General features: G+C 44.7%; 16 protein-coding genes. 13 read left to right on the forward strand and 3 right to left on the reverse strand.

Annotated features, from left to right (window positions below; genetic code table 11):
- Positions 1 to 71 precede the first annotated feature (71 nt).
- From AC0L7T_RS22100 to AC0L7T_RS22115, 4 genes are all read left to right on the forward strand, one after another.
- Positions 72 to 878, forward strand: coding sequence for a hypothetical protein (locus AC0L7T_RS22100; RefSeq protein ID WP_473338483.1), 807 nt, complete (start codon positions 72 to 74; stop codon positions 876 to 878).
- A gap of 247 nt (positions 879 to 1,125) precedes the next feature.
- Entirely contained in the window at positions 1,126 to 1,770 is a 645-nt protein-coding gene (locus AC0L7T_RS22105; protein ID WP_473338484.1) for a hypothetical protein, read from the forward strand.
- A 104-nt stretch (positions 1,771 to 1,874) separates the two neighbouring features.
- Positions 1,875 to 2,003, forward strand: coding sequence for an IS66 family transposase (locus AC0L7T_RS22110; protein WP_473338485.1), 129 nt, complete (start codon positions 1,875 to 1,877; stop codon positions 2,001 to 2,003).
- Positions 2,004 to 2,064: 61 nt separating this feature from the next.
- Positions 2,065 to 2,202: a transposase domain-containing protein gene (locus AC0L7T_RS22115; RefSeq protein WP_473338487.1), complete on the forward strand. Its 138-nt coding sequence runs from the start codon at positions 2,065 to 2,067 to the stop codon at positions 2,200 to 2,202.
- Between the two features lie 217 nt (positions 2,203 to 2,419).
- Here AC0L7T_RS22115 and AC0L7T_RS22120 read toward each other — a convergent pair whose 3' ends face one another.
- On the reverse strand, positions 2,420 to 2,641 hold the full coding sequence (locus AC0L7T_RS22120; protein WP_473338488.1) for a hypothetical protein: 222 nt from the start codon (positions 2,639 to 2,641) through the stop codon (positions 2,420 to 2,422).
- Positions 2,642 to 2,948: 307 nt separating this feature from the next.
- Here AC0L7T_RS22120 and AC0L7T_RS22125 point away from each other — a divergent pair, with 307 nt between their 5' ends.
- The 3 genes from AC0L7T_RS22125 to AC0L7T_RS22135 all read left to right on the forward strand — a co-directional run bounded on the left by AC0L7T_RS22125 (position 2,949) and on the right by AC0L7T_RS22135 (position 4,972).
- Positions 2,949 to 3,320 (forward strand): DUF4372 domain-containing protein, encoded by a 372-nt coding sequence (locus AC0L7T_RS22125; RefSeq protein WP_473338489.1) that lies wholly within the window; start codon positions 2,949 to 2,951, stop codon positions 3,318 to 3,320.
- A 15-nt stretch (positions 3,321 to 3,335) separates the two neighbouring features.
- Entirely contained in the window at positions 3,336 to 3,980 is a 645-nt protein-coding gene (locus tag AC0L7T_RS22130) for an IS4 family transposase (RefSeq protein WP_473338490.1), read from the forward strand.
- A gap of 299 nt (positions 3,981 to 4,279) precedes the next feature.
- A complete protein-coding gene (locus AC0L7T_RS22135) occupies positions 4,280 to 4,972 on the forward strand; it encodes a helix-turn-helix transcriptional regulator (protein ID WP_473338491.1) in 693 nt (230 codons plus the stop codon).
- Between the two features lie 175 nt (positions 4,973 to 5,147).
- On the opposite strand, the gene AC0L7T_RS22140 is transcribed toward AC0L7T_RS22135, so the two are convergent.
- Both AC0L7T_RS22140 and AC0L7T_RS22145 read right to left on the reverse strand, forming a co-directional pair.
- Positions 5,148 to 5,936 (reverse strand): hypothetical protein, encoded by a 789-nt coding sequence (locus tag AC0L7T_RS22140; protein ID WP_473338492.1) that lies wholly within the window; start codon positions 5,934 to 5,936, stop codon positions 5,148 to 5,150.
- A gap of 18 nt (positions 5,937 to 5,954) precedes the next feature.
- On the reverse strand, positions 5,955 to 7,277 hold the full coding sequence (locus AC0L7T_RS22145) for a site-specific integrase (RefSeq protein ID WP_473338494.1): 1,323 nt from the start codon (positions 7,275 to 7,277) through the stop codon (positions 5,955 to 5,957).
- A 1,090-nt stretch (positions 7,278 to 8,367) separates the two neighbouring features.
- Here AC0L7T_RS22145 and AC0L7T_RS22150 point away from each other — a divergent pair.
- From AC0L7T_RS22150 to AC0L7T_RS22175, 6 genes are all read left to right on the forward strand, one after another.
- A complete protein-coding gene (locus AC0L7T_RS22150; protein ID WP_473338495.1) occupies positions 8,368 to 9,594 on the forward strand; it encodes a sigma-70 RNA polymerase sigma factor region 4 domain-containing protein in 1,227 nt (408 codons plus the stop codon).
- A gap of 15 nt (positions 9,595 to 9,609) precedes the next feature.
- Positions 9,610 to 10,785, forward strand: a complete 1,176-nt coding sequence (locus AC0L7T_RS22155; RefSeq protein ID WP_473338496.1) for a hypothetical protein — start codon at positions 9,610 to 9,612, stop codon at positions 10,783 to 10,785.
- Between the two features lie 143 nt (positions 10,786 to 10,928).
- Positions 10,929 to 15,173, forward strand: a complete 4,245-nt coding sequence (locus AC0L7T_RS22160) for a tetratricopeptide repeat protein (RefSeq protein WP_473338498.1) — start codon at positions 10,929 to 10,931, stop codon at positions 15,171 to 15,173.
- A 71-nt stretch (positions 15,174 to 15,244) separates the two neighbouring features.
- Complete coding sequence (locus AC0L7T_RS22165; protein ID WP_473338499.1) at positions 15,245 to 18,439, forward strand: CHAT domain-containing protein; 3,195 nt, start codon at positions 15,245 to 15,247, stop codon at positions 18,437 to 18,439.
- A 25-nt stretch (positions 18,440 to 18,464) separates the two neighbouring features.
- Positions 18,465 to 20,852 (forward strand): tetratricopeptide repeat protein, encoded by a 2,388-nt coding sequence (locus tag AC0L7T_RS22170; RefSeq protein WP_473338500.1) that lies wholly within the window; start codon positions 18,465 to 18,467, stop codon positions 20,850 to 20,852.
- A gap of 386 nt (positions 20,853 to 21,238) precedes the next feature.
- A complete protein-coding gene (locus AC0L7T_RS22175; RefSeq protein WP_473338502.1) occupies positions 21,239 to 24,865 on the forward strand; it encodes a tetratricopeptide repeat protein in 3,627 nt (1,208 codons plus the stop codon).
- Positions 24,866 to 24,881 lie beyond the last annotated feature (16 nt).

Below are 24,881 nucleotides of genomic sequence, written 5' to 3' on the forward strand. Positions count from 1 at the left end.
TAGAACATATTTAAGATTTGTAAAATGCATAATACAACTCATTTGGATATTAAATCAAATAATAAAAAAATATGAAAGAATTCATTTTAAGAATCGAAGAAAAAATCACTGTTATTATTTTAGTCGTTTTTCCTTTATTGTTAAGTAGTTATTGTTACTCTCAAACTACGAGCGCTTCATATAAAAACTTAATAAAGTCTAAAGAACAACAATTAGAGTTGGATAAAAAGAGAATTGAAAATTACAATTCAGAGCTTGTAAAGTTAGAAACCTTATGGAAAAAACAACAAATGAAATATCATCAGGATTTAATTGTTTTAGTCAGTGAACGTGACAATTTAATTGGTGACATGAAGGTTGGGGCTAAATGTAGCCAATGTGGGAAATACAAAAGTCAATTTGAAAAAGAAGGTATTGACTTTCAAAAACATTTAGGAGAAGTTAATGGTCATGCAGTACCTGCTTCCACTAATGAATTAGAATTAACAAGAAAGAAATATACCGAAATGATTGCCTATAAAAAAGTTCAGATTCAAAATGCAGAAAAAGGTGATAAAAATTTAGATTATAAGAGGGCTCAAATTAATGAATTAGAAATTAAAACAGCAAAATCACGTTCAGAAATAACGGATCTTAGAACAAAATTAGCTTCTGCAGTTTATCAAGAAGAAATAAAAAAACTGGAAACCCAAACGGTACTTGAAAAGACAATGGAGGGTGTTTCTAAAAGCTTGGAAAGATATGATGGAGGTGGTGAGGGTGCTGGAGCAGCTAATTTACTAAAAGAAGCAGTAGATAAAAATAATCTACAGGAAAAACCTGATCAAAAAACCTCAATCCGTTCAGGATCAATAATCAAGCCCGCACCTAAGAACTAGAAGTAATAAAGTTTGAAGTGAAAATTATAAAATAATAAACTAATTTTGATTTGACGAAAATGTGCAAAAATTCTGCTTAAATTATATTTTTAAGAGATTTTTTAAGCCATGTCCATACACTGTTTAAATCATGATATAAAAAAAGCTCGAGAAATATCACCGGAAGTAGGTATTGTCACTTCCAAATGTGAGAGCTATAATTGCATAATAATAGGATGTAGAATAATTAAAATTAAATTTTAATAAAATGAAAATTTCAAAACCTTCACTTCTTCTAATCAATCAATTACGTGGGCTTTCATTATTCACTTTAATGATAATAGCAGCCAATCATTCTCTTGCCACAGAGGCTAAAGGTTATGTAGGAAAAAAACCAAATTTTTTGTCTGAAGTAAACTCCCGTCTAAGCACATATTTTGGAGTTGTGGCGTCTGGTTGTAATAATGGGGGTACTGAATCGGACAACCTTTATTCATGTCTTGAGCCAGTTGCTTCACCGGTTTTATTGGCTAATTCAGCAGGGAGTTTTACTTTGGATGGTAATACATATACCCTATCTTCTGTATCTTATCAAGTTCCTAGTGGGGACTTCTATATAGGGGCATCTGTTAGTAGCAATTATAATGATGGAAGCATTAATATTTCAATTATAGATAATTCAATGCCTACCACAGGAGTTTATTCTTTGAAGGATTTTGCCACAGCAGGTCAAGCCTCTATTAGAATTGATTCGCCCAACCCTGGGCAACAAAGTTATAGGGCTCAATCGGGGCAATTAAATATTATTAACAATGGGGGAAGTATTACCGCTACCTTTACTAATATTCCGGTGAAATCAGACAATGGAAAGTTCACAGGCGTGGCTTCAGGCACCATTACAGTTGAATTATAACTGATATTGCTCAACCAGTTTAGATAATTTATCACACCTCCCTCATTTTCCATAAAAGAACTTATTGTAAAGCTTATCAACTCTTCTTTAGGTCCCAAAGCCCCTTGGGAAAAGCCATAACCTATACCAGATCAAGATGGGCAGGATTATGTGCCTATACTCTTCATGGGCAAATGGAAATTCACAATATTTTAGTTGAAAATGCAGTGAGGCCCCTGGCTGTAGGCAGGTAAAGCCTTTTTATTCGCAGGATCGCATAAGGCAGCAGAGATGACTGCAGGTATGTATTCCTTCATGGCAAGCTGCAAAAAGATAAAAATCAATGAATTTGATTGGCTAAAGGATGTCTTGGAAAGAATCCAGAGCCACAAGCAGAAAGATCTCTACCAGCTTCTCCCATCCAACTGGGAGAAATACAGATTCAAGGCATAAACATTTCCTGCTATTATTCCTAGATAAATCTAATGGGTCCTCGGACGGATACTTTTAATTAAGGCTTCTTAGAAAATTCAATAAAATTTGAAAACGTGGGGCAAAACTAAACTCTTCGTGGTTTCTTGCACTTATTTGCTGCAATCAGCAGCACAATTTGTGCTACTTTAAAGTATAATTTGTTGTGACAGTGGGTGCGTTTTCTGTGTCCTTTTTTCTATCGGGCATGGTTATCCCATGGCAAGGATTTTCTGATCGTTTTCCTCTTAGGCTGCCTCTTTCTGGGCGCAGGCTCCTTCCGGCTTCTTTTTTTGGCGATCTTTACCGCATTGGCCGCCATGGTTGCAAAAAGCACAATCCGCATCTCTCGCTTTTCGCCGCTGACTTTTATTTTTTTCAGCCCGTAATGTTCTTTGTGTGTCCCGAACACACCCTCCATTACCGTTGCCCTTTCCTTTGATATTTCACTGCTGAGTATCTTTCAGCTTTGGAGTGGTTTTTAGAAAAGCAGGTGGATATGCTGTTTCCGGTACAGGAATTTTTTTGATGTACATAGCAAATCTATAACCGTCTCACTGGACCATTTTTTAAAAAAATCAGCATAAATATCTATAAATCCTACTTATCATTTATTTAGCTAATTATTCTTCAATTAGAATTCAATAGCGTCCTAAATAAAAAATGAGATGCCTCATTTTTTGTCCAAAATATGTATTTTGGGTTGCACCAAAAACCGAAGACCTCTCATGGGTAATATTACATTGTTTTCGCAGATTATTAAAAAGATTGACCGGCCAATTTTCAAAAAATTGGTAAAAGAGAAGCAGACAGATAAAGGATGTAAAGGCTTTGACAGCTGGACACATTTGGTTTCCATGCTTTTCTGCCATCTTGCCAAGAGTACATCGGTAAGGGATATCTCCAACGGACTCCGGTCTGCTACAGGCAATCTCAACCACTTATGTATTGCGAGAGCCCCCTCCAAATCCAGTATCAGTTACCAAAACAAGCGTAGGGATGCGGACTTGTTTAAAGACTTGTACTATTCGCTGTTGGGAAGTTTAGGACAGCAGGCTTCCTTTAGGCGTGTCAAACTTAAAATTAAAGTCCCTGTTTAGCTGCTAGACGCTACAGTGATAAGCTTATGCCTTTCGGTCTTCGACTGGGCTACTTTCCGTACCAAAAAGGGGGCCGTAAAGATGCACACCCTGTTGGATTATGACGGAAAACTCCCTGTTTATGTGAACATTACCGAAGGAAGCGTAGCAGATAACAAAGGTGCTTATGATATTCCCTTGGAGAAAGGGTCGGTAATCGTGGCAGACAGATATTACAACGACTTCTCTATGCTAAACGTTTGGGACAGCAAAGGGGTATTTTTCGTGATCAGACACAAGAGCAATCTGGCTTTAACTACAATCAAAGAGAGGGAGTTGCCGGAAAACAGGGCTCAACATGTGCTCATAGACCAGGAAATTGAATTGGTCAATCCGCAGTCCAGAACCAAGTATCGGGGAAGGCTCAGAAGAGTAGCTGTGTGGGACCAGGAAAACCAACAAACCATTGAACTGATCACCAATAACTTCACCTGGGCAGCCCAGACAATTGGTGACCTTTATAAGTCAAGATGGGAAATTGAGGTGTTTTTCAGGGATATCAAGCAGTTGCTGCACATCAAAACATTCATAGGCACTTCTCAAGGTGATGAAGGCGACCGCCAAATACGGCTGGCACCTTTCCAATCTGGTAGCATTTATCCTGCTAAATATTTTCGTTAAAATCGAACTGAAAAAATGGCTCGACAGACCCTTTGTAGATCCTTCCAAACCTATTGAAAGTCATATACAGGGGGTTCTTTTTCCAAATTCGACCTAAATACAGTTGGACACGTCACTAAAACGGATATATTTATCACACAAATTTATTTAGGACAGCATTGATTAGAATTATAAACCGTTAGACCTAATACCTACTTCCGGGGAAATTTCTCGAATATTTCTTGATTTAAAATATAAAAATATATTGTTTGTCTTGTTAAAAAGCCAATGTGAATTTTTTCACCAACTAATCTCAAAAAATGATGTCTAATAACCCTGTAAATGGTGAACTAAATAAGAGAATAGAAGAAAAAATAGCTCAAATTGCAGCTATGGCAAGTGATATTCCAGGTGTAGTGATTATTCATAATACACGAACTTATTCGGTAGAATATATTTCCCCCAAGGGAGAAGCATTATTAGGTCATTCTCTTGAAGAAATAAAAAAGATGGGTCCTGATTACCTTTCTAAATTTTTCAATCCAGATAATATTAATGATTACCTACCCAAGATCGCTGTATTGATTGAGCGTAATATAATCGAAGAGAGCACCTCTTTCTTCGAGCAGGTAAGGACATTAAAAAGTAAAAAATGGGAATGGTATATAAGCAGCATCAAAATATTATTGCGGGATGACGAACAAAAACCATTATTGACTATTACCCTTTCCGTACCAATTGATCCAATTCAACATATTACTCCCAAGGTAAGTCGTCTGTTGGATGAAAATACTTTCATTAGAGAGCATCAAGCTGAATTTGATAAACTTAGTCAACGCGAATGTGAGGTCCTTCGGTTATTAGCCCTAGGTAAAAGTGCACCGGAAAGTGCTGAAGCCTTGTTTATTTCAAATAATACAGTTGAAACTCACCGTAAAAATATTAAGCTAAAACTTAAAACTAATTCGTTTTTTGAACTCTGTAAATATGCCAGTTCATTTGATTTGATTTAAATTAAATTTTTCTTCAAATTCAGGGGATTTGTAATAGGGTAAGGTAAGGTAAAGTAGGTGGGGTGAGAATATAGGTATTTTGTAATTATTTCTAACCAATGCATGCGATTCATTAAAAAACAAAATGTCAATCGGTATTTATTAAACTGTCGATTTCACTGGCCTTTAATGCCAATTATGATTGTTTGAAAATATTTTTGACATTCCTAAGCTGATCGATCCGCTTAGCAGACAGATTTTCTCCCGATCTGATGTTTTTTATTCCTGCTGTAATATCCTTTTTGATGTTATTCGGAGAGGCTGATAGGATTTCACCTAATACCCGGTAAACCCCCTCTTTTGACAATCTGCCATTTGGTTCAAGGCAAAGTTTATTGATAAATTCATTCAAGGTCCCTGGTCCACCCAATAAAAAATCGATGGCCAGCAATTTCTCAGTTTTATCTAGTTTGTTTTCTGAGGTTTCGACCTGGGAATAGTCCCGCTTCGCCCGCATATTTTCATAAAAAAGTAATCCGGCTTCATTGTCTCTAAAATCCAGATTTTCAAATTCCCGGAAATTGGCCAGTTTTTCATTAGGGTCGACATAATTTAGAAAAATGCTGGTCTCCCGGATACTTTTAAAAGTATTCCCAATTAGGTTGTAGATAATTCCAGCGGTAATCCCTGAAAAAATGATTGACAGAGGCACCTTCATCGTAACATCAACCGTCAAGACTGAAAGCGCCAACAAAATGCTAAGAAAAGTAATAAGGATAGGGTAAACCAAGGACAGGTAAATAAACCACTTTCTACGGCGGATAAAATGTGAGAAATCCTCAAAATGCTTCCGGTTGCTTGAAAAAATATGCCATCCATAACGATAAGCAAGAATTCTTTCCTCTTCCGAATAACCATCAAATAGCAGTAAGTATTCTCTGAGTTTGTATTGCCATAAAGGTCTATTGGGATCAAACTTTTTCATGAGTCATTTTTTCATATATTAAATAGGAGCTCCCCAGGCTTTCTGCATCTCGTTTCTTTTTCTTTCTTCCGTTACTTTGACATAGCGTTGAAAACTCTTATAATCTGAATGCCCTGTTATTTTCATAACCGTCTCAGCAGGTATCCCTTTTTCCAGGGAGAGGGTAGCAAAGGTTTTTCTTCCAGTGTGGGCACTGATAACCTCGTGTTTCTTGTAAATAGTAGATTTTTTGATGGCTCCTTTGTACCGGATGATTTCAATAGGGTCATCGATACCCACCAGTTTACAGAGCTCCTTCACGTACTTGTTAAACTTTTGATTGGAAATCATGGGAATTGGGATAGCCAGCTCTTTGTATTTTTCTAAAATGGATTTAGAATAGCTGTTTAAAGGAACAATGGAAGGTTCCTTTGTTTTTTTGATGGTGAGCCGAATTTCTATTTCTTTAATATGTTCTCTTTTTAATTGTTGGAGGTCTGAAAACCTGTAACCAGTCACACAACTAAAGCAAAAAACATCACGCACCTGATCCAATCGTTTATTTGAGTTAAGGTTAAAATTAAAAAGCAGGTCCAATTCATTTTGGGTCAATGCGATGACTTCAAGTTTGTCTTTCTTGATGGAAAAGTCCTTGTATCCGTCATTTACTTTTATCCCCTGCCTTTTGGCATATCCAAGGAAGATTTTTAAAGTACTCAATTGTTTGGCGATGGTAATGTTATTCAATGTTTTGACCGTACCGGTAGTTTCATGGACTTCCTCCCAACCAATCAAATGGTTTTGAAAGGCCTGCATAAAGTTGTAATCGATTTTATCAAAACGAATCTTTGCCCTGATTTTGGTCTCGTAGTTTTTTAAATGCTTTTTGAGGGATTTGTAAACAACCAGGCTTCCCTTCACTCGGGTAAGTCCATGCTCTAGAATATAGCGGTCAATAAAATCATACACCAGGTTCGAAGGATCTTCTTTTTTGGTTTTGACAGTTATTGATCCCTTTAGGGCTTCAACGATCATATCTGCACTATAAGAAATCCCTTCGTATAAAAATTTTGATTCTAGGGTTTTAATCCTGTTTACCATAGAAAATAATTCCTCTTGGTATTGGATCAATTGATTTTTAGTAACAATTGTATCTTCATATGATTTTTGAATTTGAGCCTTTAATTTTTGGCTTGGGTTTAGGATTTTTTGATTGTCATTATCCCATAACTCGGGAGGGAGCTTTACACCTGTCCCGATCTTCCTTCTTTGACCAGAAACCCTGATAATTAAAATCAAAGGATGTTCTCCTTTACGATTAACTTTATCCTGTCTTAACTCAAATCGTAGGGTAGCTTCCATTTTTATTCATATAGCTGAAGTATAAATTTAAACAAAATTTTTAAAATGGGGGCTATTTGGGGGGCTAAAATATTGATCAAAACAGTACAAAACTGACCATCACTTCAAATCCTATATATCCATATATATGCATATGCGACATTTTTAGGAACTTTTGTGAAAATATTGATGAAGGGTTCGAATCCCTCCTCCTCTGCACAAAAATAGCTAGGCAAATTGCCTAGCTATTTTTTTTTGAGTCCTCGGGAGCCACTCTGCAATCCGTTCCCTCGGTTGCAAAACAAATGTAAGCGCTCTAATAGGACCAAAGATCATGGACCTTTTTTCCCAAAACTGGCTACATAATGGCAATGGCAGGCCCAGCCATTCAAAGGCGCCAAAAATACCATGCTGGAGAAATACGTAGGCCATTATTTCTAGGGAGTGTTTGCGATAAATGGGTGGATGATTTCCACGATTTGAAAGTACACGATTGCTCTTTAGGATGAGGCCTCAGAAGCTGAAGATAACCAGACTCCAGATCAATTTATTTTCAAGCAGATAATCGACGGGGACTACAGCGGGGTTACAAGTAAGAATTTTTCAAACGAAAGCAACATTTTTACCCTCCCTTCTTTCATATTATATACCAAGAATAAGGATTTCAATGCGGCAGATTCTTTTGCTGTTCATTTAAAAATTCTATTGGTCGCCACTTTGTCCAATAAGATGGTCATTGGGCCAGAAAAATCCCTTATCGCAAAAACTTGTAGCTGTTTGAGCTATGTATTAAGCTGAAAAAGACCATTTCGGTTCAGAAACGGTTCAAGGGCCGGTCAATAAAAGCCATTCAATCCTTGCAGGGAAACAAGCTGTTTCGCTCAGGAAGGTGAATGAGTGCCTGCATTGATAGGGCAATTACTTCCTGCTTTCAGCTATCCGTCAGCATTCTAGCTATCATTTTTGGTCTTCCACCCTTCATAAACCTGCATTTCCAGTAGGCTTAGGAGGAGAATGTAAAAAAGTTTCCCAACAACCATGTGAGATAAGATCTATTTTGTATTATTGTTAGTATATAAAATATTATAAGACCAAAACCCAATATTAGGCCATGAATTTCTTTGACAGTTTTGATGGTGATGATTTAAAAGAAGTAATCAATAAACAATTAATTGATCGCTTTTGTACCCTTACCGAGACAGAGCAACAGGAAAAGGTATTTAAAGAGTTATATAAAAAAAACATGCTGGTGCCTGCTGTATATCTGGATAAGGTGTTAACCAAAGCTCATCGAGACTTGGAAAACAAAGAGGTTAAAAAGCTGCTATTGCCATTGATTCCTACAATTAACCAACGAGTAAAACGTGAGTTTTTTGGGATATGCCAAACCAAGAAACAAAATTTGACTAGTAAAAATAAGTTCTACTTCCTTCGGAAAAGCTTTCGCATCTGGTTACGTGAAAATGCCTTAAATATACTAAATAAGGAGACCATTACCCAAATCGTTGAAACAGCAGAGGATGAAAAAGAGCCTGTCTTTAGTTTGCTCATGCAATACAACGATGAATGGCCTTATGGTTTCCTTACAAGTAAATTGAAAGACAGGGAAGTTTCCACTAAGGTGATATCTACAACCTGGGAAGATACAGAAAAACACATACTATTAGCTCAAGCGATGGAAGCTATTAACCAAAATTGTTGGGTACATTTTACGATATGGTTTAAGAACAAACTAAATTGGGCATTAAGGGGACCGAAGCATAAGCCGACGAGTTTTGAGGATATTGACAGTGAACCGGTCAGAAACCGTTTGACCGATGAAACAGAAGAAACTCAAGAACGGGAACCCATTCGGCTGATCCCACTTTTTGGGGTCTTCCTTTTGAGGGAAGAGCAATACAAATGTATCAATATAAGGTATAGATTTGATGATCCTGACAACGATGGAATCCGAACCTATCAAGAGGTAGCCGATGAATTAAGCATCTCAGTGAGAGATGTAAGCACACATCTTCATAGGGGGACTGAACGCCTGAAGACGTTGGTTAAAAATGCGTATCGCGGTTCACTAGCCGTCCCTAACGATGAACAAACCTACAAAAACCTGATGGATTTATGTAATATTAAGGCAAAAAACTTTGAAAATGAAAAGCATTGGATAGCGCCATGTATGGGCGTGCTAGGAAAGGAAGAACGAACCGTATTGGAAAAGCTTCTGGCTAAAGCACCTCTAAGAGAACAACTGGATGAAAACGTAATGGAAATTTTTAAAAGTGCTACAAATAAGTTGTCGTCCATGATTCTGGGAAGAAGGGAATACCCTTATTTATCCATTTAACCTATAATTGCTGACATGGAACACCTGATACTACCCTCTGATATTTTGATCGCCTACCTCAAGGATCGCCTAAATCGTGAACAGGTTCTGCTCTTGGAAGAGGCCTTGCTCCATCAACCGGAAGCCCATGAAGAGGTACTCTGGTTAAGGGACATGCTAGAGCAAGGAGAGTTGGATGCCTATTTGAAAATTCAAGGCTGGGAGGATTCAATCAATTATGAGAAGCTGTTTGACGCCAATTTGGAGGAAATTAAATCACTATCTGAAATCACCACCGAGGACATGGTTGCCTATGTGAAGGGCAAGTTACCGAAAGAAGAAGTATTGCTCCTTGAGGAAAAGCTGCTACATGATAAGGAGCAACAAGACACACTTTTCTTTTTGCAAGACTTACACAAGGAGGGAATGTTGGAAGAAGGGTTATTGGCCATGGAGAAGGGATTGACGCTCGATAGAAGTGATAAAAAAAATGGGGAGAGCAAAATAAAACCTATAGGTTCAGTAGCCTCTAAACCAGCCCCAGCCGGAGCTGATGACAAGCCACCATTCTCCTTTCTTCGAATCGCTGCAACTGTAGTGGGGATTTTAATAGTAGCAGGGATTGTCTTCAAAATTGTTATCCCACAATTCAATTCGGACATTCCGACAGACTCTAATCCTCCTACCCGTGGAGGATATGTAACTGACCAAGTTCTGGAGCGGGCATTGGCAACAAATAAATTTGAAACATCTGGTAAAAAACTACGGGTAGCAGCTTATTTGCTCGACCGCGTTCCAGGCCCGATGGGGCCTTTCACACAAAAAGTATTGTGGGAAAACTACTACCTTTTGCCAACAAAGGAGATATCCGGATCGAAAAGCTTTGATCCTATAGAGCACATGGCTTTTCTGGAAGGATGGCAGCCTGCGGACCAACTGCCTATCACCAATGAATGGATGACGGTGGACTGGAAACAGGGAGAACTGATCGTTTACCATCCAGACGGCCCAATCATCGGCTCGGTGGCGATAGATGCACCCAAACAACTGGGCATTGAAATTTCGGGAAAAGGCTTGTGGGTACGCACCAGTAAGGAAGAACTCCTACGTTTGCGTACACCTGAGGGAATAATAGATTGGTTGCGTTCAGCCGAGGCAGATTTTATTCCAACCCTGAACGAAGAAGAACGGAAGGCAGCGATCCCCAAATAATAAACCCATTTTTAGGAGCGTATTTTCTGGAATGAGGTGTTTAATGCCTTTTACTATTTAAACAATAACACTATATCGTTATTAAGGTCTTGAATGGTATACGAAAGGTTTCTATATTAGATACTTAGAAACCTCGACCTTCCATGTACCGATTTCTCCTTTTACTTGTTTGCAATGTATTCTCCACCATTGCCCTTCAGGCCCAAACCCCACTCCTTGATGCCATCAAAGCTGGTGACCTGCCGCCGGTGCAGCAACTGGTCAACACAGGGGCAGGTATAAACGCCCTGGATAAAAACGGTGCGACCCCGCTGATGTGGGCAGCCTACCAAGCCGATTTGGAAATGGTAAAATGGCTGGTCGATAACGGTGCCGACGCTTTTCAGAAAAAAGGTGTAATTTACCTCAATAAAGAAAAGACCGCTTACTACGGCAACCTAACGGGTATAGCAGCAGGAGAAGGTAAACTGGAGATGCTCCGCTACCTGATCGAAGATCTAGGGATCGATGTAGATGACAAGGAATACAACCCCGAAACAGGGAAAGAGGATGGCTGGACAGCAGCGCAATGGGCGGATGGCTCAAATAATCAAGCTGTTTTGGATTATCTGAGCTATAAAGGGGCTGATACAGCATTTTTGAACAGCTATAATAATTTAACGTCAAAAGTGGATCAGCTTTATGAGCAAGGCCAGTTTGAATTGGCAATAGTATATGCGGAAAAGGCCGTAGAGGTAGCAGAAAAAGAATTTGGCAAAGAAAGTCTCGCCGTTGCCGCCTCCCAAAACAATTTGGCCATGCTATATAAAAGCAGGCGGCGGTATGCCGAGGCAGAGCCGCTATACACGCACGCCATCGGAATCGTGAAATTGCAATTGGGCGAAGACCACCCCTTATATGCCACCTGCCTAAACAACCTGGCAGCGCTGTACAAAAACATGGGCCAGTACGCCGAGGCTGTGCCGCTGAATGTCCAAGACTTGGAAATAACGAAAAAAGTACTGGGCGAAAATCACCCTGACTATGCCGCCTCCCTGAACAACCTAGCAGCACTTTATGAAAGCATGGGACGTTATGCCGAAGCCGAGCCACTGTACAGGCAAGCCATGGGTATCTATAAAACCCAACTGGGCGAAAACCACCCCGACTTTGCCACCTCCCTGAACAACCTGGCCTTGCTTTATAAAAGCATGATTCGTTACTCTGAGGCCGAACCGCTGTACACACAGGTCTCCGAAATCTGGAAAGCGCAACTGGGCGAAGACCACCCTGGCTATGCCGCCTCCCTGAACAACCTGGCAGCACTTTATGAAAGCATGGGACGTTACGCCGAAGCCGAGCCCCTGTACAGGCAAGCCATGGGTATCTATAAAACTCAACTGGGCGAAGAACACCCCAATTTCGCCAGCTCCCTGAATAACCTGGCCTTGCTGTATGAAAATATGGGCCGGTACGCCTTTGCAGAGCCGCTGTACACGCAGGCCATGGGTATCTATAAAACCCAACTGGGCGAAAACCACCCCGACTTTGCCGCCTCCCTGAATAACCTGGCCTTGCTGTATGAAAATATGGGCCGGTACGCCTTTGCAGAGCCGCTGTACACGCAGGCCATGGGTATCTATAAAACCCAACTGGGCGAAAACCACCCCGACTTTGCCGCCTCCCTGAACAACCTGGCAGCACTTTATGAAAGCATGGGACGTTACTCTGAGGCCGAACCGCTGTACACACACGCCTCCGAAATCTGGAAAGCGCAACTGGGAGAAGACCACCCAGATTATGCAACATCCCTAAACAACCTGGCGGAACTGTACCGAAACATAGGGAGGTACAACGAGGCTGAACCCCTTTACGAGCAGGCCATGGAGATCAGAAAAGCGAAGCTGGGCGAAAACCACCCCGGCTTTGCCGGCTCCATGAATGGACTAGCAATATTGCATTTTCAAATGGGCCGTTATGGGGAGGCCGAGATGCTTTTTGTTGAGGCCCTAGAAATCAGAAAAGCGCAACTGGGCGAAGACCACCCCTCCTACGCCACCTCCCTCTCCAACTTGGCGTCGCTGTATCAAAGAGTGGGCCGCTATACGGAGGCCGAGCCGCTTTTTGTCCAGGCCATTGAAATCGAAAAAGTGCAACTGGGAGAAAACCACCCCGACTATGCCGCCTCCCTAAACAACCTTGCGGGCCTGTATGAAAGCATGGGACGGGATGCCGAGGCAGAGCCGCTGTACACCCAGGCCATTGAAATCAGGAAAGTGGAGCTGGGAGAAAACCACCCGGACTATGCCGGCTCCCTGAACAACCTAGCAGGGCTGTTCCAACGCATGGGTCATTATGCGGAGGCCGAGCCGCTTTTAGTCGAGGGCACCGAAGTCTTTAAAGCACAATTGGGAGAAAACCATCCCATCTATGCTCAATCCCTCTCCAACCTAGCAGCACTGTACCACCGCATGGGTCGGTATGCCGAGGCGGAGCTGCTTTTGGTCGATGCCCTGGAAATCAGAAAAATGCAACTGGGCGAAGACCACCCCGACTATGCCCAATCCCTAAATAACCTTGCAGGCCTGTATGAAAGCATGAGCCGGTACGACGAGGGGGAGCCGCTCCTGTTGCAAAGCCAACATGTGTATTTCCACCAACTCCGGACCGTTTTTCTCAGCTTTTCCGAGAAGGAGAAAGAGCAGTTTCTTCGTACCTTCAATTACATGTTCGAAATATTCCACTCCTTTGCCCTGAAGCGGCAAGGGGGCAACCCCGCCATCACCTCCCCCCAGTACGACAACACTCTGTTGCTGAAAGGGCTTCTGCTACAAAGCGGCTCCCAAATGCGGGACCGAATACTATCCGGCGGGGATACCACAGCTATCCGCCTGTTCGGGGACTGGCAGGCCCTTAAGCGGCAGTGGCTGCAACAATCAGAAATACCTAAAAGTGAAAGGGAGAAAACAGGCGCAGACCCCGAGGCCACCCTGACAAAAGCCAATACGCTGGAAAAAGAACTTTCCCGCCGTTCGGAGGAATTTGCCGATGCGACAGACACGGTGCATACCACTTGGCGAGACGTGCAAAAAGAACTGCAACGACAAGAGGCCACCATCGAACTGATCAGGTACAGATGGCATAATAAAACCTGGACGGACACGGTCCACTACGCTGCCCTTATCGTTACGCCCGAAACGAAAGACCACCCCCACCTGGTGCTGCTGGAGAACGGCACCGAATTGGAAGAGCGGGGCGCGCAAGGGTACCAGTCCGTTTTTGCCACGCGGGGCGCAAGCCGCGTGGCGGACGGAGACGACCCTATTCCTGTCGATTCGCTTTATACCTACTTCTGGCAGCCCATCCAGGAAGCGCTCGATTCCCTGGGAGGAACCAAAAAAGTCTACCTCTCCCCCGATGGGGTGTACCATACGCTGAATCTGCAGACCCTCAAGAACCTTGAAACAGGCCATTACCTCCTGGAAACACTCGACATCGAACGCGTCGGCTCTACCAGAGACCTGGTCAAAAAGAAAAAACGGCAGGTCCCCAACAATAACGCCGTACTGGCGGGCTATCCAAGCTACCCCGCTTCCCCCGAGTCCGTAGCCGCTGCACTGCAGCGGTACCAGCAAGGGCAGGCAGCGCCAGTGCTTACCGCTTCCTTGGGCAACAGCAACTACGGTACCTATCAGACCTACCGCGCCATTGACGCCAACAGAAGCGATATCAGTCCCCTGCCTGGTACCCTGGCCGAGGTAGAGCAGTTGGCTTCCATTCTCGACGGGGAGGGCATTTCTACCCAGGCATTGTTGGAAAATGCCGCTTCCGAGGATGTGCTAAAAAAAGTAAAAAGCCCCCGTATCCTCCATATCGCCACCCATGGATTCTTCGAGCCGGAGAGCCAACAAAAATCCGAAGGACTTAACCGAGAGATGCTTATGAGTGGGCTGGGGCAGGAAACCGTCACCGAGAACCCCTATTTGCGTTGCGGCCTTTATCTGGCCGGAGCGGAGACCACGCTAAAGAATCGCGGCAATCCGAACTTCCAGCGGCCAGCCGGACAAGAGGATGGCATCCTGACGGCCTACGAAGCTACCCTGCTCGACCTGCGGGGTACTGAACTGGTCGTGCTCTCTGCCTGTGAGACAGGGCTGGGTGTCACCAAAAACGGGGAGGGGGTTTACGGCCTGCAGCGCGCCTTTCAGGTAGCCGGGGCGGAAACCGTTATCTTCTCCCTCTGGAAGGTCGCCGACCAACAAACCCAGGAGATGATCGGCTTGTTCTACAGCAACTGGCTAGAGAAGGGAATGGGCAAGCGGGAAGCCTTTAAGTCCGCACAGCAAACCATCAAGGAAAAATACGAAGATCCTAACTACTGGGGGGCATTTGTGATGATTGGGGAATGAATTTTTTCCACCTTAATCACCTAAAAATAATTATTTTAAATCAACTACTTTGTCCCTAAATAATTATCGATATGTTAAAAAATTGGTTACCACTTCTACTCTTTTTACTATTCGGGCAAGTATGTTTTGGTCAAACAAAAAAAGAAATAAATAGAGCTTTTAAAGCATTTAATAAGACAATAAAAAAGCACCAAAAAGGTGATTCTCACGCTGCTTGGGAAACCCTTGCCCCCCACCGTGAACTGCTAGATTGGAGTTTTGAGTCGACCGATAACATTGAAGTGATAGTCACCTATTATAATTGGCTTTCCGAACTGTGTATAGCCGTAAATAAACTGGAGCTGGGAAAGCATTACTTTGAAAAAGTAAAAGGATTGGAAAGGCAAAAAATAAACCACAATATTGATTGGGAAGCTCTTGATGATAAAGTTGAGGAACTTTCCAATCAAGGGCGCTATGATGAGGCCATTGTATATGCAGAAAAAGAAGTCTTTGCTGTCAAGGAGCAACTGGGGGAAGACAACACCAAATATTCCGGCTCCCTCAAAAACTTGGCGGGGCTGTACCATAAGGTTGGGCGGTACTTGGAGGCAGAGCCCCTCTACTTACAGGCCATGGAAATAGATAAGAGGCAACTGGGGGAAAACAACACCGACCATGGCACCCTCCTCAGCATCATAGCAGCGCTATATAGAGACATGACACGTTACGAAGAGGCTGAACCTCTCTACCTGAAGGCAACGGAAATCATAAAGAATAAATTGGGGGAAGACCACCCATATTACTTTACTTCTCTTAACGGATTGGCAGGTCTGTATACACTCATGGGCCGGTACTCCGACTCAGAGCCTCTTCTCCTGAAGGTAACGGAAATCATAAAGGATCAACTTGGGGGCAACCACACCGACTATGCCGGCTCGCTTAACAGCTTGGCAACGCTGTATGAAAGAATGGGCCGGTATGCCGAGGCAGAGCAGCTCTGCCTAGAAGCATCGGAAATAGTAAAGCTACTACTAGGGGAAAACCACCCACACTACGCCACTTCCCTAAACACTTTGGCATTCCTGTACCAAAGCATGGGTCTTTATCCCGAGGCCCTACGACTCTGCATGAAGTCAACAGAAATAAGAAAACAGCAATTGGGAGATGAGCACCCCGAATATGCCCAATCTTTGAACACCCTGGCGATGCTGTATCAACGCGTGGGTCGTTACGTGGAGGCAGAGAAACTCATTCTTAAGGCAATGAATATCTACAAGCAGCAACTGGGGGAAGAGCACCCCGGTTATACCCAATCTCTGAACACCTTGGCCTTGCTATATAAAAGCATAGGAAGTTACGCCGAGGCAGAGCTATTCATGCTTAAGGCCACTGAAATCGTGAAAGCACATCTAGGCGAAGCCCACCCTTCCTATGCTACCTCGCTGAACAATCTGGCAGCACTGTACCACAGCATGGGCCGCTATAACGATGCCGAGCCAGTGTACCTACAAGCCCAGCAAGTGTACCTCCACCAACTCCAGACCGTTTTTCCCATGCTATCCGAAAAGGAAAAAGAACAGTTCCTTAATACCTTCAACTACAATTTTGAAATTTTTCATTCTTTCGCCTTAAAGCGGCAAATATGTAACCCCGCCATCACTGCCCCCCAGTACGACAACGCCCTGTTGCTAAAAGGGCTGCTACTACAAAGCAGCTCGCAGATGCGGGAGCGCATCCTCGCAAGCGGGGATGCCACCTCCATCCGCATTTTCGGAGACTGGCAAATGCTCAAACGGCAGTGGCTCAAGCAATCGAATATCCCCAAAAGTGAACGGGAAAAGACAGGCATCACCCCCGAGGCCACCCTGAAAAAAGCCAATACCCTGGAAAAAGAACTCTCCCGTCGTTCAGAGGCTTTCGCAGAAGGGTCAGATACGGTGCGCACTACCTGGCAGGATATACAACAAGAGCTGAAGCATGGCGAGGCTGCCATCGAACTTGTCCGGCACAGGTGGTACAATAAAAAATGGACGGACACCGTTCATTACGCCGCCCTGATCGTTACGCCCCATACGAAAACACATCCCCACCTGGTGCTGCTGGAAAATGGCACCGAACTGGAGGAAAAGGGTGCGCAAAGTTACCAGTCCGCTTTTGCCACACGGGGTGCAAGCCTAATGGCGAAAGGAGATAATCCTATTCCCGCTGATTCGCTCTATGCCTACTTCTGGCAGCCCATTCAGGAAGCACTCGATTCCCTGGGCGGAACCAAAAAAGTCTACTTTTCCGCCGATGGCGTGTACCACACGCTGAATCTGCAGACCCTCAAGAATCCCCAAACAGGCCAATACCTCCTGGAAACCCTGGCCATCGAACGCGTCGGCTCTACCAAGGACCTGGTTAAAAAGAGAAAACAACGTGTCCACAACAATAACGCTGTTCTTGTGGGCTATCCTACATATCCCGCTTCTCCTGAAGCCGTGGCCTCCGCACTAGAGCGTTACCATAAGGGACAGGGAGTGCCTGTGCTCACCGCTTCCCTAAGTAGCAGTAATTATGGTAGCTACCAGACCTACCGCGCCATCGACTCCACCAGAAGCGGCATCAACTCCTTACCGGGCACCCTGGCCGAAGTAGAGCAGTTGGGTTCCCTTCTTGATCAGGAGGGCATTTCTACCCAGTCCTTGTTGGAAAATGCCGCTTCCGAGGATGTCCTAAAAAAAGTAAAAAGCCCCCGTATCCTCCATATCGCTACACATGGATTCTTCGAGCCGGAGAGCGAACAAAAAGCCAAAGACCTCAACAGGGAGATGCTGATGAGCGGATTGGGACAGGAAACCGTCACCGAGAACCCCTATTTGCGCTGCGGTCTATACCTTGCTGGAGCGGAGACCACGCTAAAGAATCGCGGCAATCCGGACTTCCAGCGGCCAGCCGGACAAGAGGATGGCATCCTGACGGCCTACGAAGCTACCCTGCTTGACTTGCGGGGCACCGAGCTGGTGGTACTATCCGCCTGTGAGACGGGACTTGGTGTTACCAAAAACGGAGAGGGTGTCTACGGCCTGCAGCGCGCCTTTCAGGTAGCAGGGGCCGAAACCGTTATCTTCTCCCTCTGGAAGGTGGCCGACCAACAAACCCAGGAGATGATGGTCTTGTTCTACAGCAACTGGCTAGAGAAGGGAATGGGCAAGCGGGAAGCCTTTAAGTCCGCACAGCAAACCATCAAGGAAAAATACGAAGATCCTAACTACTGGGGGGCATTTGTGATGATTGAGGGGTGATGTTAACAGATTTAGAACTCAACGCATGTTAAAAAAACTACTTATTTTGGTATTTTCCTTAGGTATAGTCTTCTGTACCTTGGCACAGTCACCGGACAATGATTGGGAGTCCCTTAATCAAAAAGCGGTGGAACTTTACCTAGTAGGGCGCTATGAAGAAGCCACCGTTTATGCGGAAAAAGCAGTTTTAGCTACCAAAAAGGAATTTAGCGAAGACCACCCCAACTTTGCCACCTCTCTTAATAACCTGGCAGAACTGTTCCGAAATATGGGGCGGTATGCAGAAGCAGAGCCGCTGTTCCTGCTAGCCATAGAAATTTATAAAGAGCAACTCAGCGAAGAACACCCTGACTATGCCCAATCCCTGAACAACCTCGCATTATTGTACTCCGATATGGGACGGTACGAAGAGGCAGAGCCGCTGAACTTGCAGGCCATGGAAATCAGGGAAACACAACTTGGCGAAAATCACCCAGACTATGCCGCTTCCTTAAACAACCTTGCTGTGCTATATGTAATTACAGGCCGGTATCCAGAAGCTGAGCTACTTCAAAAGCAAGCCATAAAAATCTTAAAAAAAAAATTAGGAGAAAACCACATCGACTATGCTTCCTCCTTATCCAACCTAGCAGGTCTATTTGTAACTACGGGCCGGTACGCAGAGGCAGAGCCGCTTTATTTTCAAGACTTGGAAATAACAAAAAACACTCAGGAAGAAGGACACCCCTCCCACGCTACTTCCTTGTTTAATTTAGGGAATTTATTTACGCTCACAGGTCGTTTTAATGATGCAGAAACATTCCTTATTGAAGCTATCCAATTTGATGATAAAAGTTTAGGGGAATCACATCCTAATATTGGGATATTTTATACCGGACTTGCCGAACTCTATACTAAAACCAACCGTTTTTCAACAGCACAAACCAAGCTAACACAAGCGAAAGAATTAATTGCATCATTCTTAGGTAACAACCATCCCCGTTACTATAACGTTCTTTTTCAGCAAGCCATTTTACACAGAGAATTAAAACAGTTTACAGAAGGAAAAATACTTTTTGAAAAAGTTTTAGACGGCAGGAAAGCTATATTTGGTAACAAACATCCTAGTTATGCTCTTGCCTTGAGTGAACTCGCTAGGCTTTATTCTTTAGACAATCAAAAGGAGCAGGCAGCCAAATGCTATATCAAAGCCAATTTAATTTTGAAGGAAATCGTTGGAGAAACCCATCCCAGATACTTGCAAAACCTGGGAGAGTTGGCCAACTTGTATCAGGAATCTTTTCAATATGATAAATTGGCTTCCGTTCTAAACGAAATGCGCCGTATTTCTGATAATCTGCTCCAAAAAGGCACCTTAGGTATTGAGCAGACACCCCGAAACTTGCAGGCCAACAGTAAGGAAAAACAACCCATCTTTGACACCCATCCTTTTATCCATGTATATAATCCCGACCCTTTGCAGCAAAACGAGCGCGGGATAAGCCGCATTTTTAATAACTATTTTACCTTGAAAGGTTTTGCCAATGCAGCCAACGGCATCCAAACATTCAAGGTAAATGGGGAAGATGTACCACTCCTCCCGGAAGGGGTATGGCAATCCAATATTCAGCTGGAAAAAGGAAAAAACACCGTGATAATAAAAGCAATATCTTTCTCCGGAGAGGAAACAAGAGACACCCTTCTTTTGAGGTATGAAAACGAAGAAGTAGAACGGACTGCCAAACCCCGCCGATACCTCCTCGCTATAGGCATCAACGACTACAACTTCGAAAGCTGGCTATCGCTCAATATGCCCGTAAAAGATTCTAGGGATCTGCTTGGAGCGTTGGTAGAAAAGTACAATATCACCGATGTAGATACGCTCTTCAATCAAAAGGCGTCTTTCGTGAACGTTCGCAATCGTTTAAAGCACCTGATCGGAACTACCCGCCCTCAGGATGAGGTAATTATCTTTTTTGCCGGGCATGGCGAATACGACCGAAATTTTGATGAAGATGGTAAATGGATTTTGGCAAATGGCCGTCTGGGCAATGCCAACCTCGCTACGATAATTGGAAAAATGGAAGCCCGGCATGTACTGGTATTGGCTGATGCCTGTTTTTCAGGTTCGTTTTATTTGAAACGAGGCGACAGATCGGAAGCAGCAGAACAAAGAAATCAGCAGAAATCCCGCTGGGTTGTGGCAAGTGGTAGCTTGGAGACCGTACTCGATCAGATGCCCGGCAAACAAAACAGCCCTTTCGCCTGGCATTTAATTGACTACCTCCAGCGGGCAACAGGAGATGTAACTCTTTCTCAACTTCGCGATCACCTGCAAACCGAAGTTACGAAATACACCAATCAGCAACCTATCGCAGGACCGTTAAAAGGAGATGAGGGAGGAGAATTGATACTGCGACAATCATCAAAATAACATTGTCCTTTTTTCACTAATCAATCTCCTGCACCGTACTTATCCCGGATATGTAGATTTCAAGGTCATCTAATGGTGCTACAATCTTGATTTCCTAGAAACGTAAGATTATCGGTTTTAGCCAAGCATAAGCCAATCCTACTTTATCGCGTTTTTTCACCTCCGAAATAGGTCCAAACCAGATTTCGATCCGGGGTAGTAGCGAAGGTAGCTCGAAGTACTGCCGGATGCGGGTTTGACTGGTATTCCTGATAAAGAGCCGAAAAGGCTAGTTTTCTGATTACAATCTTTCACTAAAGTATAAAAAAACTCACTATATCATTAGGAAGGCCTTGAATTGTGTGCGAAAAGTTTCTAAATTAGGTAGTTAGCAACCCCGACCTTACATGTACCAATTCCTCTTTTTACTTGTTTGCAATGTATTCTCCACCATTGCCCTTCAGGCCCAAACACCGCTGCACGATGCCATAAAAGCCAAAGACCTACCCGAATTACAACAACTGGTGAAAGAAGGGGCGGATACAAATGCCCTGGATGAAAACGGTGCCACCCCACTAATGTGGGCGGCTTACCAGGTCGATTTGGAAATGGTGAAATGGCTGGTCGAAAACGACGCCAATCCCTTTCTGAAAAAAGGAGTGATTTACCTCAATAAAGAAAAAACAGCTTACTACGGCAACCTTACAGGCATAGCGGCAGGAGAAGGCAAGCTGGAAATGCTTCGCTACCTAATAGAAGTAATAGGGATTGGGGTAGATGACAAGGAATACAATCCCGAAACCGGCCAGGAAGATGGCTGGACGGCGGCCCAATGGGCAGATAGCAGGGCACAAGGTGAGGTGATGGCCTACTTGGAAAAAAATGCGGATCTCACTTTTTTGTCCGATACGCTCAGAAGAGCCAGTGAGGATATAAAAAAGGGAATGATTTTCTATAAAGCATCTGGTTATAAATCCTCTATGTTGCTGTTTGAAAAACATATCACTACACTAAAGGTAACATTTGGCGCAACAGATACTACAATCTATGCTAAATTGCTCTATGCATTGGCAAACGCCTGTAAGCAATCCGGCAATTACGAGTACGCAGAGCAATACTATTCGGAGCTTGGGGTAATCTGGAAATCAGCCGTAGGCGAGAACCACCCTGAATATGCCACCACCCTGAACAACCTGGCAGCGCTGTACGAAACCATGAGCCGGTACAACGAGGCTGAGCAGCTGTACATACATGCCAAGGAAATCAGGAAAACGAATCTGGATGAAGACCAAACCTCCTATGCCACCTCCCTAAATAATCTAGCCTTGCTATACCTACTCATGGCAAGGTACAACGAGGCAGAGCCGCTATATACACAAGCGATTGAAATCTATAAAACGGAATTGGGCGACCGCCACCCTTCATATGCCACCTCCCTGCACAACCTGGCAGGGCTGTACCATAAAATGGGACGGTACGACGAGGCTGAGCCGCTGTATACGAAGGCAGCGAGAACCTATAAAGCGCAGATCGGCGAAGACCACCCTAACTATGCCACCTCCCTAAATGGACTTGCTGTGCTGTACGAAAGCATGGGGCGGTACGACGAAGCTGAGCAGCTGTACATACAAGCTAAGGAAATTAGGAAAACGAAACTGGGCGAAGACCAAAACTCCTATGCCACCTCCCTGCACAACCTGGCAGGGCTGTACCATAAAATGGGACGGTACACGCAAGCAGAGCCACTCATGCGCAAGGCAATGGAAATTAGGAAAACGCAACTCGGAAAAGACCACCCCTCCTTTGCCTCCTCTCTAAACAACCTGGCAATGTTATACCGAGGCATTGGCCGGTACGACGAGGCAGAGCCGCTCTTGCTCAAAGCCACCGAAATTAGTAAAACGCAAATCGGGGAAGACCATCCTGACTATGCCTCCTACCTAAACAACCTAGCGTACCTATATGGAAGCATGGGGCGGTATGCAGAGACAGAGCCGCTGTACGCGCAAGCCCTGGAAATCCGAAAAACCCAACTAGGCGAAGACCATCCCGACTATGCCCAATCCTTGAACAACATTTCAGATCTGTACCGCAGAATGGGCCGCTATGTCGATGCTGAGCCGTTGTACCTGCAGGCAAAAGAAATCAATAGAGCGCAACTCGGGGAAGAACATCCCACCTATTCCACCTCGCTTAACAACCTGGCCTTGCTGTATGAAAACATGGGCCGTTACGTAGAGGCAGAGCCGCTTTTGTTGAAAGAACAACAGTTACGCCTCCATCAACTGAAGACCGTTTTCCCAAGCCTTTCCGAGAAGGAGAAAGAGCAGTTCCTAATTACCTTAAGAAATAGTTTTGAATACTTCCACTCCTTCGCCCTAAAGCGGCAAGGGGCCAATTCCTCCATCACCACCACTCAATTCGACAATACCCTGAGGTTAAAAGGACTTTTGCTTCAAAGCAGCGCCCTGATGCGGGAGCGCATCCTTGCGAGCGGGGACACTACCGCCATCCGACTGTTCGGGGACTGGCAGGTGCTGAAACGACAATGGCTCAAAGAATCGGAAATACACAAAAGCGACCGGGAACAGGCTGGCATCGCCCCCGAAACCACCCTGGCAGAAGCCAATACGCTGGAAAAAGAACTTTCTCGCCGTTCGGAGGAATTTGCCGAAGCGACAGACACGGTGCGCACCACCTGGAGGGAAGTACAGCTAGAGCTGCAACAAGGAGAGGCTGCCATCGAACTGGTCAGGTACGAGTGGTACGATAAAAAATGGACAGACACAGTACATTACGCAGCCCTTATCGTTACGCCCGAAACGGAAGGTCATCCCCACCTTGTTGTATTGAAGAACGGAAATGAACTCGAAGAGCGAGGAGCACAAAGTTACCAGTCTGCTTTTGCCCCGCGGGGGGTGAGCCGGGTGGCGGGAGGCGATAAGCCCATTCCCGCCGATTCTCTATATGCCTATTTCTGGCAGCCCATACAGAAAGCGCTCGATTCCCTGGGAGGAACCAAAAAAGTTTACCTCTCCGCTGATGGGGTGTACCACACACTAAACCTGCAGACCCTCAAAAATCCCGAAACAGGACAATACCTCCTCGAAACCCTGGATATCGAACGGGTCGGGTCTACTAAGGACCTGGTTAAAAAGAGAAAACAGCGTGTCCACAACAATAACGTTGTTCTTGTGGGCTATCCTACATATCCCGCTTCCCCTGAAGCCGTAGCCTCCGCACTAGAGCGTTACCAACAGGGGCAGGCAATGCCTGTGCTCACGGCTTCCCTAAGCAGCAGCAACTATGGAACGTACCAGACCTACCGCGCCATCGATGCCAAGAGAAGCGATATCAAGCCCCTACCCGGCACCCTGACCGAGGTAAAGCAGCTGGCTTCCATCCTCGACAGCGAGGGCATCCCCACCCAGTCTTTGTTGGAAAATGCCGCCTCCGAGGATGTGCTGAAAAAAGAAAAAAGTCCCCGGATCCTCCATCTTGCTACTCATGGGTTCTTCGAGCCGGAGAGCGAACAGCAAGCCAAAGGCTTCAACAGGAAGATGTTGATGAGCGGATTGGGACAGGAAACCGTCACCGAGAACCCCTATTTGCGCTGCGGCCTCTACCTGGCCGGGGCGGAGACCACGCTCAAAAACCGCGGCCAGCCGGACTTCCTGCGGCCAGCCGGACAAGAGGATGGCATCCTCACGGCCTACGAAGCTACCCTGCTTGACCTGCGGGGTACGGAGCTAGTGGTACTCTCCGCTTGTGAGACGGGGCTGGGTGTCACCAAAAACGGGGAGGGTGTATACGGTCTGCAGCGCGCATTTCAGGTAGCCGGGGCCGAAACCGTTATCTTCTCCCTCTGGAAGGTCGCCGACGAGCAGACCCAGGAGATGATGGGCCTGTTTTACCAAAACTGGCTACAAAAAGACATGCCCAAGAGGGCGGCTTTTAAAGCCGCCCAGCAATCCATCAAGGAAAAATACGAGGATCCTTATTTCTGGGGAGCCTTTGTGATGATTGGGGGGTGATGTTTACGATTTTAAA

This window comes from Cyclobacterium sp. 10D3-21 (assembly GCF_055809755.1).

Coding starts and splice junctions, on each gene's coding strand:
- AC0L7T_RS22125 (WP_473338489.1), top strand. CDS start 2,949: ATGGGTAATATTACATTGTTTTCGCAGATTATTAAAAAGATTGACCGG.
- AC0L7T_RS22100 (WP_473338483.1), top strand. CDS start 72: ATGAAAGAATTCATTTTAAGAATCGAAGAAAAAATCACTGTTATTATT.
- AC0L7T_RS22120 (WP_473338488.1), bottom strand. CDS start 2,641: ATGGAGGGTGTGTTCGGGACACACAAAGAACATTACGGGCTGAAAAAA.
- AC0L7T_RS22155 (WP_473338496.1), top strand. CDS start 9,610: ATGGAACACCTGATACTACCCTCTGATATTTTGATCGCCTACCTCAAG.
- AC0L7T_RS22175 (WP_473338502.1), top strand. CDS start 21,239: ATGTACCAATTCCTCTTTTTACTTGTTTGCAATGTATTCTCCACCATT.
- AC0L7T_RS22165 (WP_473338499.1), top strand. CDS start 15,245: ATGTTAAAAAATTGGTTACCACTTCTACTCTTTTTACTATTCGGGCAA.
- AC0L7T_RS22115 (WP_473338487.1), top strand. CDS start 2,065: ATGGCAAGCTGCAAAAAGATAAAAATCAATGAATTTGATTGGCTAAAG.
- AC0L7T_RS22140 (WP_473338492.1), bottom strand. CDS start 5,936: ATGAAAAAGTTTGATCCCAATAGACCTTTATGGCAATACAAACTCAGA.
- AC0L7T_RS22105 (WP_473338484.1), top strand. CDS start 1,126: ATGAAAATTTCAAAACCTTCACTTCTTCTAATCAATCAATTACGTGGG.
- AC0L7T_RS22145 (WP_473338494.1), bottom strand. CDS start 7,277: ATGGAAGCTACCCTACGATTTGAGTTAAGACAGGATAAAGTTAATCGT.
- AC0L7T_RS22160 (WP_473338498.1), top strand. CDS start 10,929: ATGTACCGATTTCTCCTTTTACTTGTTTGCAATGTATTCTCCACCATT.
- AC0L7T_RS22170 (WP_473338500.1), top strand. CDS start 18,465: ATGTTAAAAAAACTACTTATTTTGGTATTTTCCTTAGGTATAGTCTTC.
- AC0L7T_RS22135 (WP_473338491.1), top strand. CDS start 4,280: ATGATGTCTAATAACCCTGTAAATGGTGAACTAAATAAGAGAATAGAA.
- AC0L7T_RS22150 (WP_473338495.1), top strand. CDS start 8,368: ATGAATTTCTTTGACAGTTTTGATGGTGATGATTTAAAAGAAGTAATC.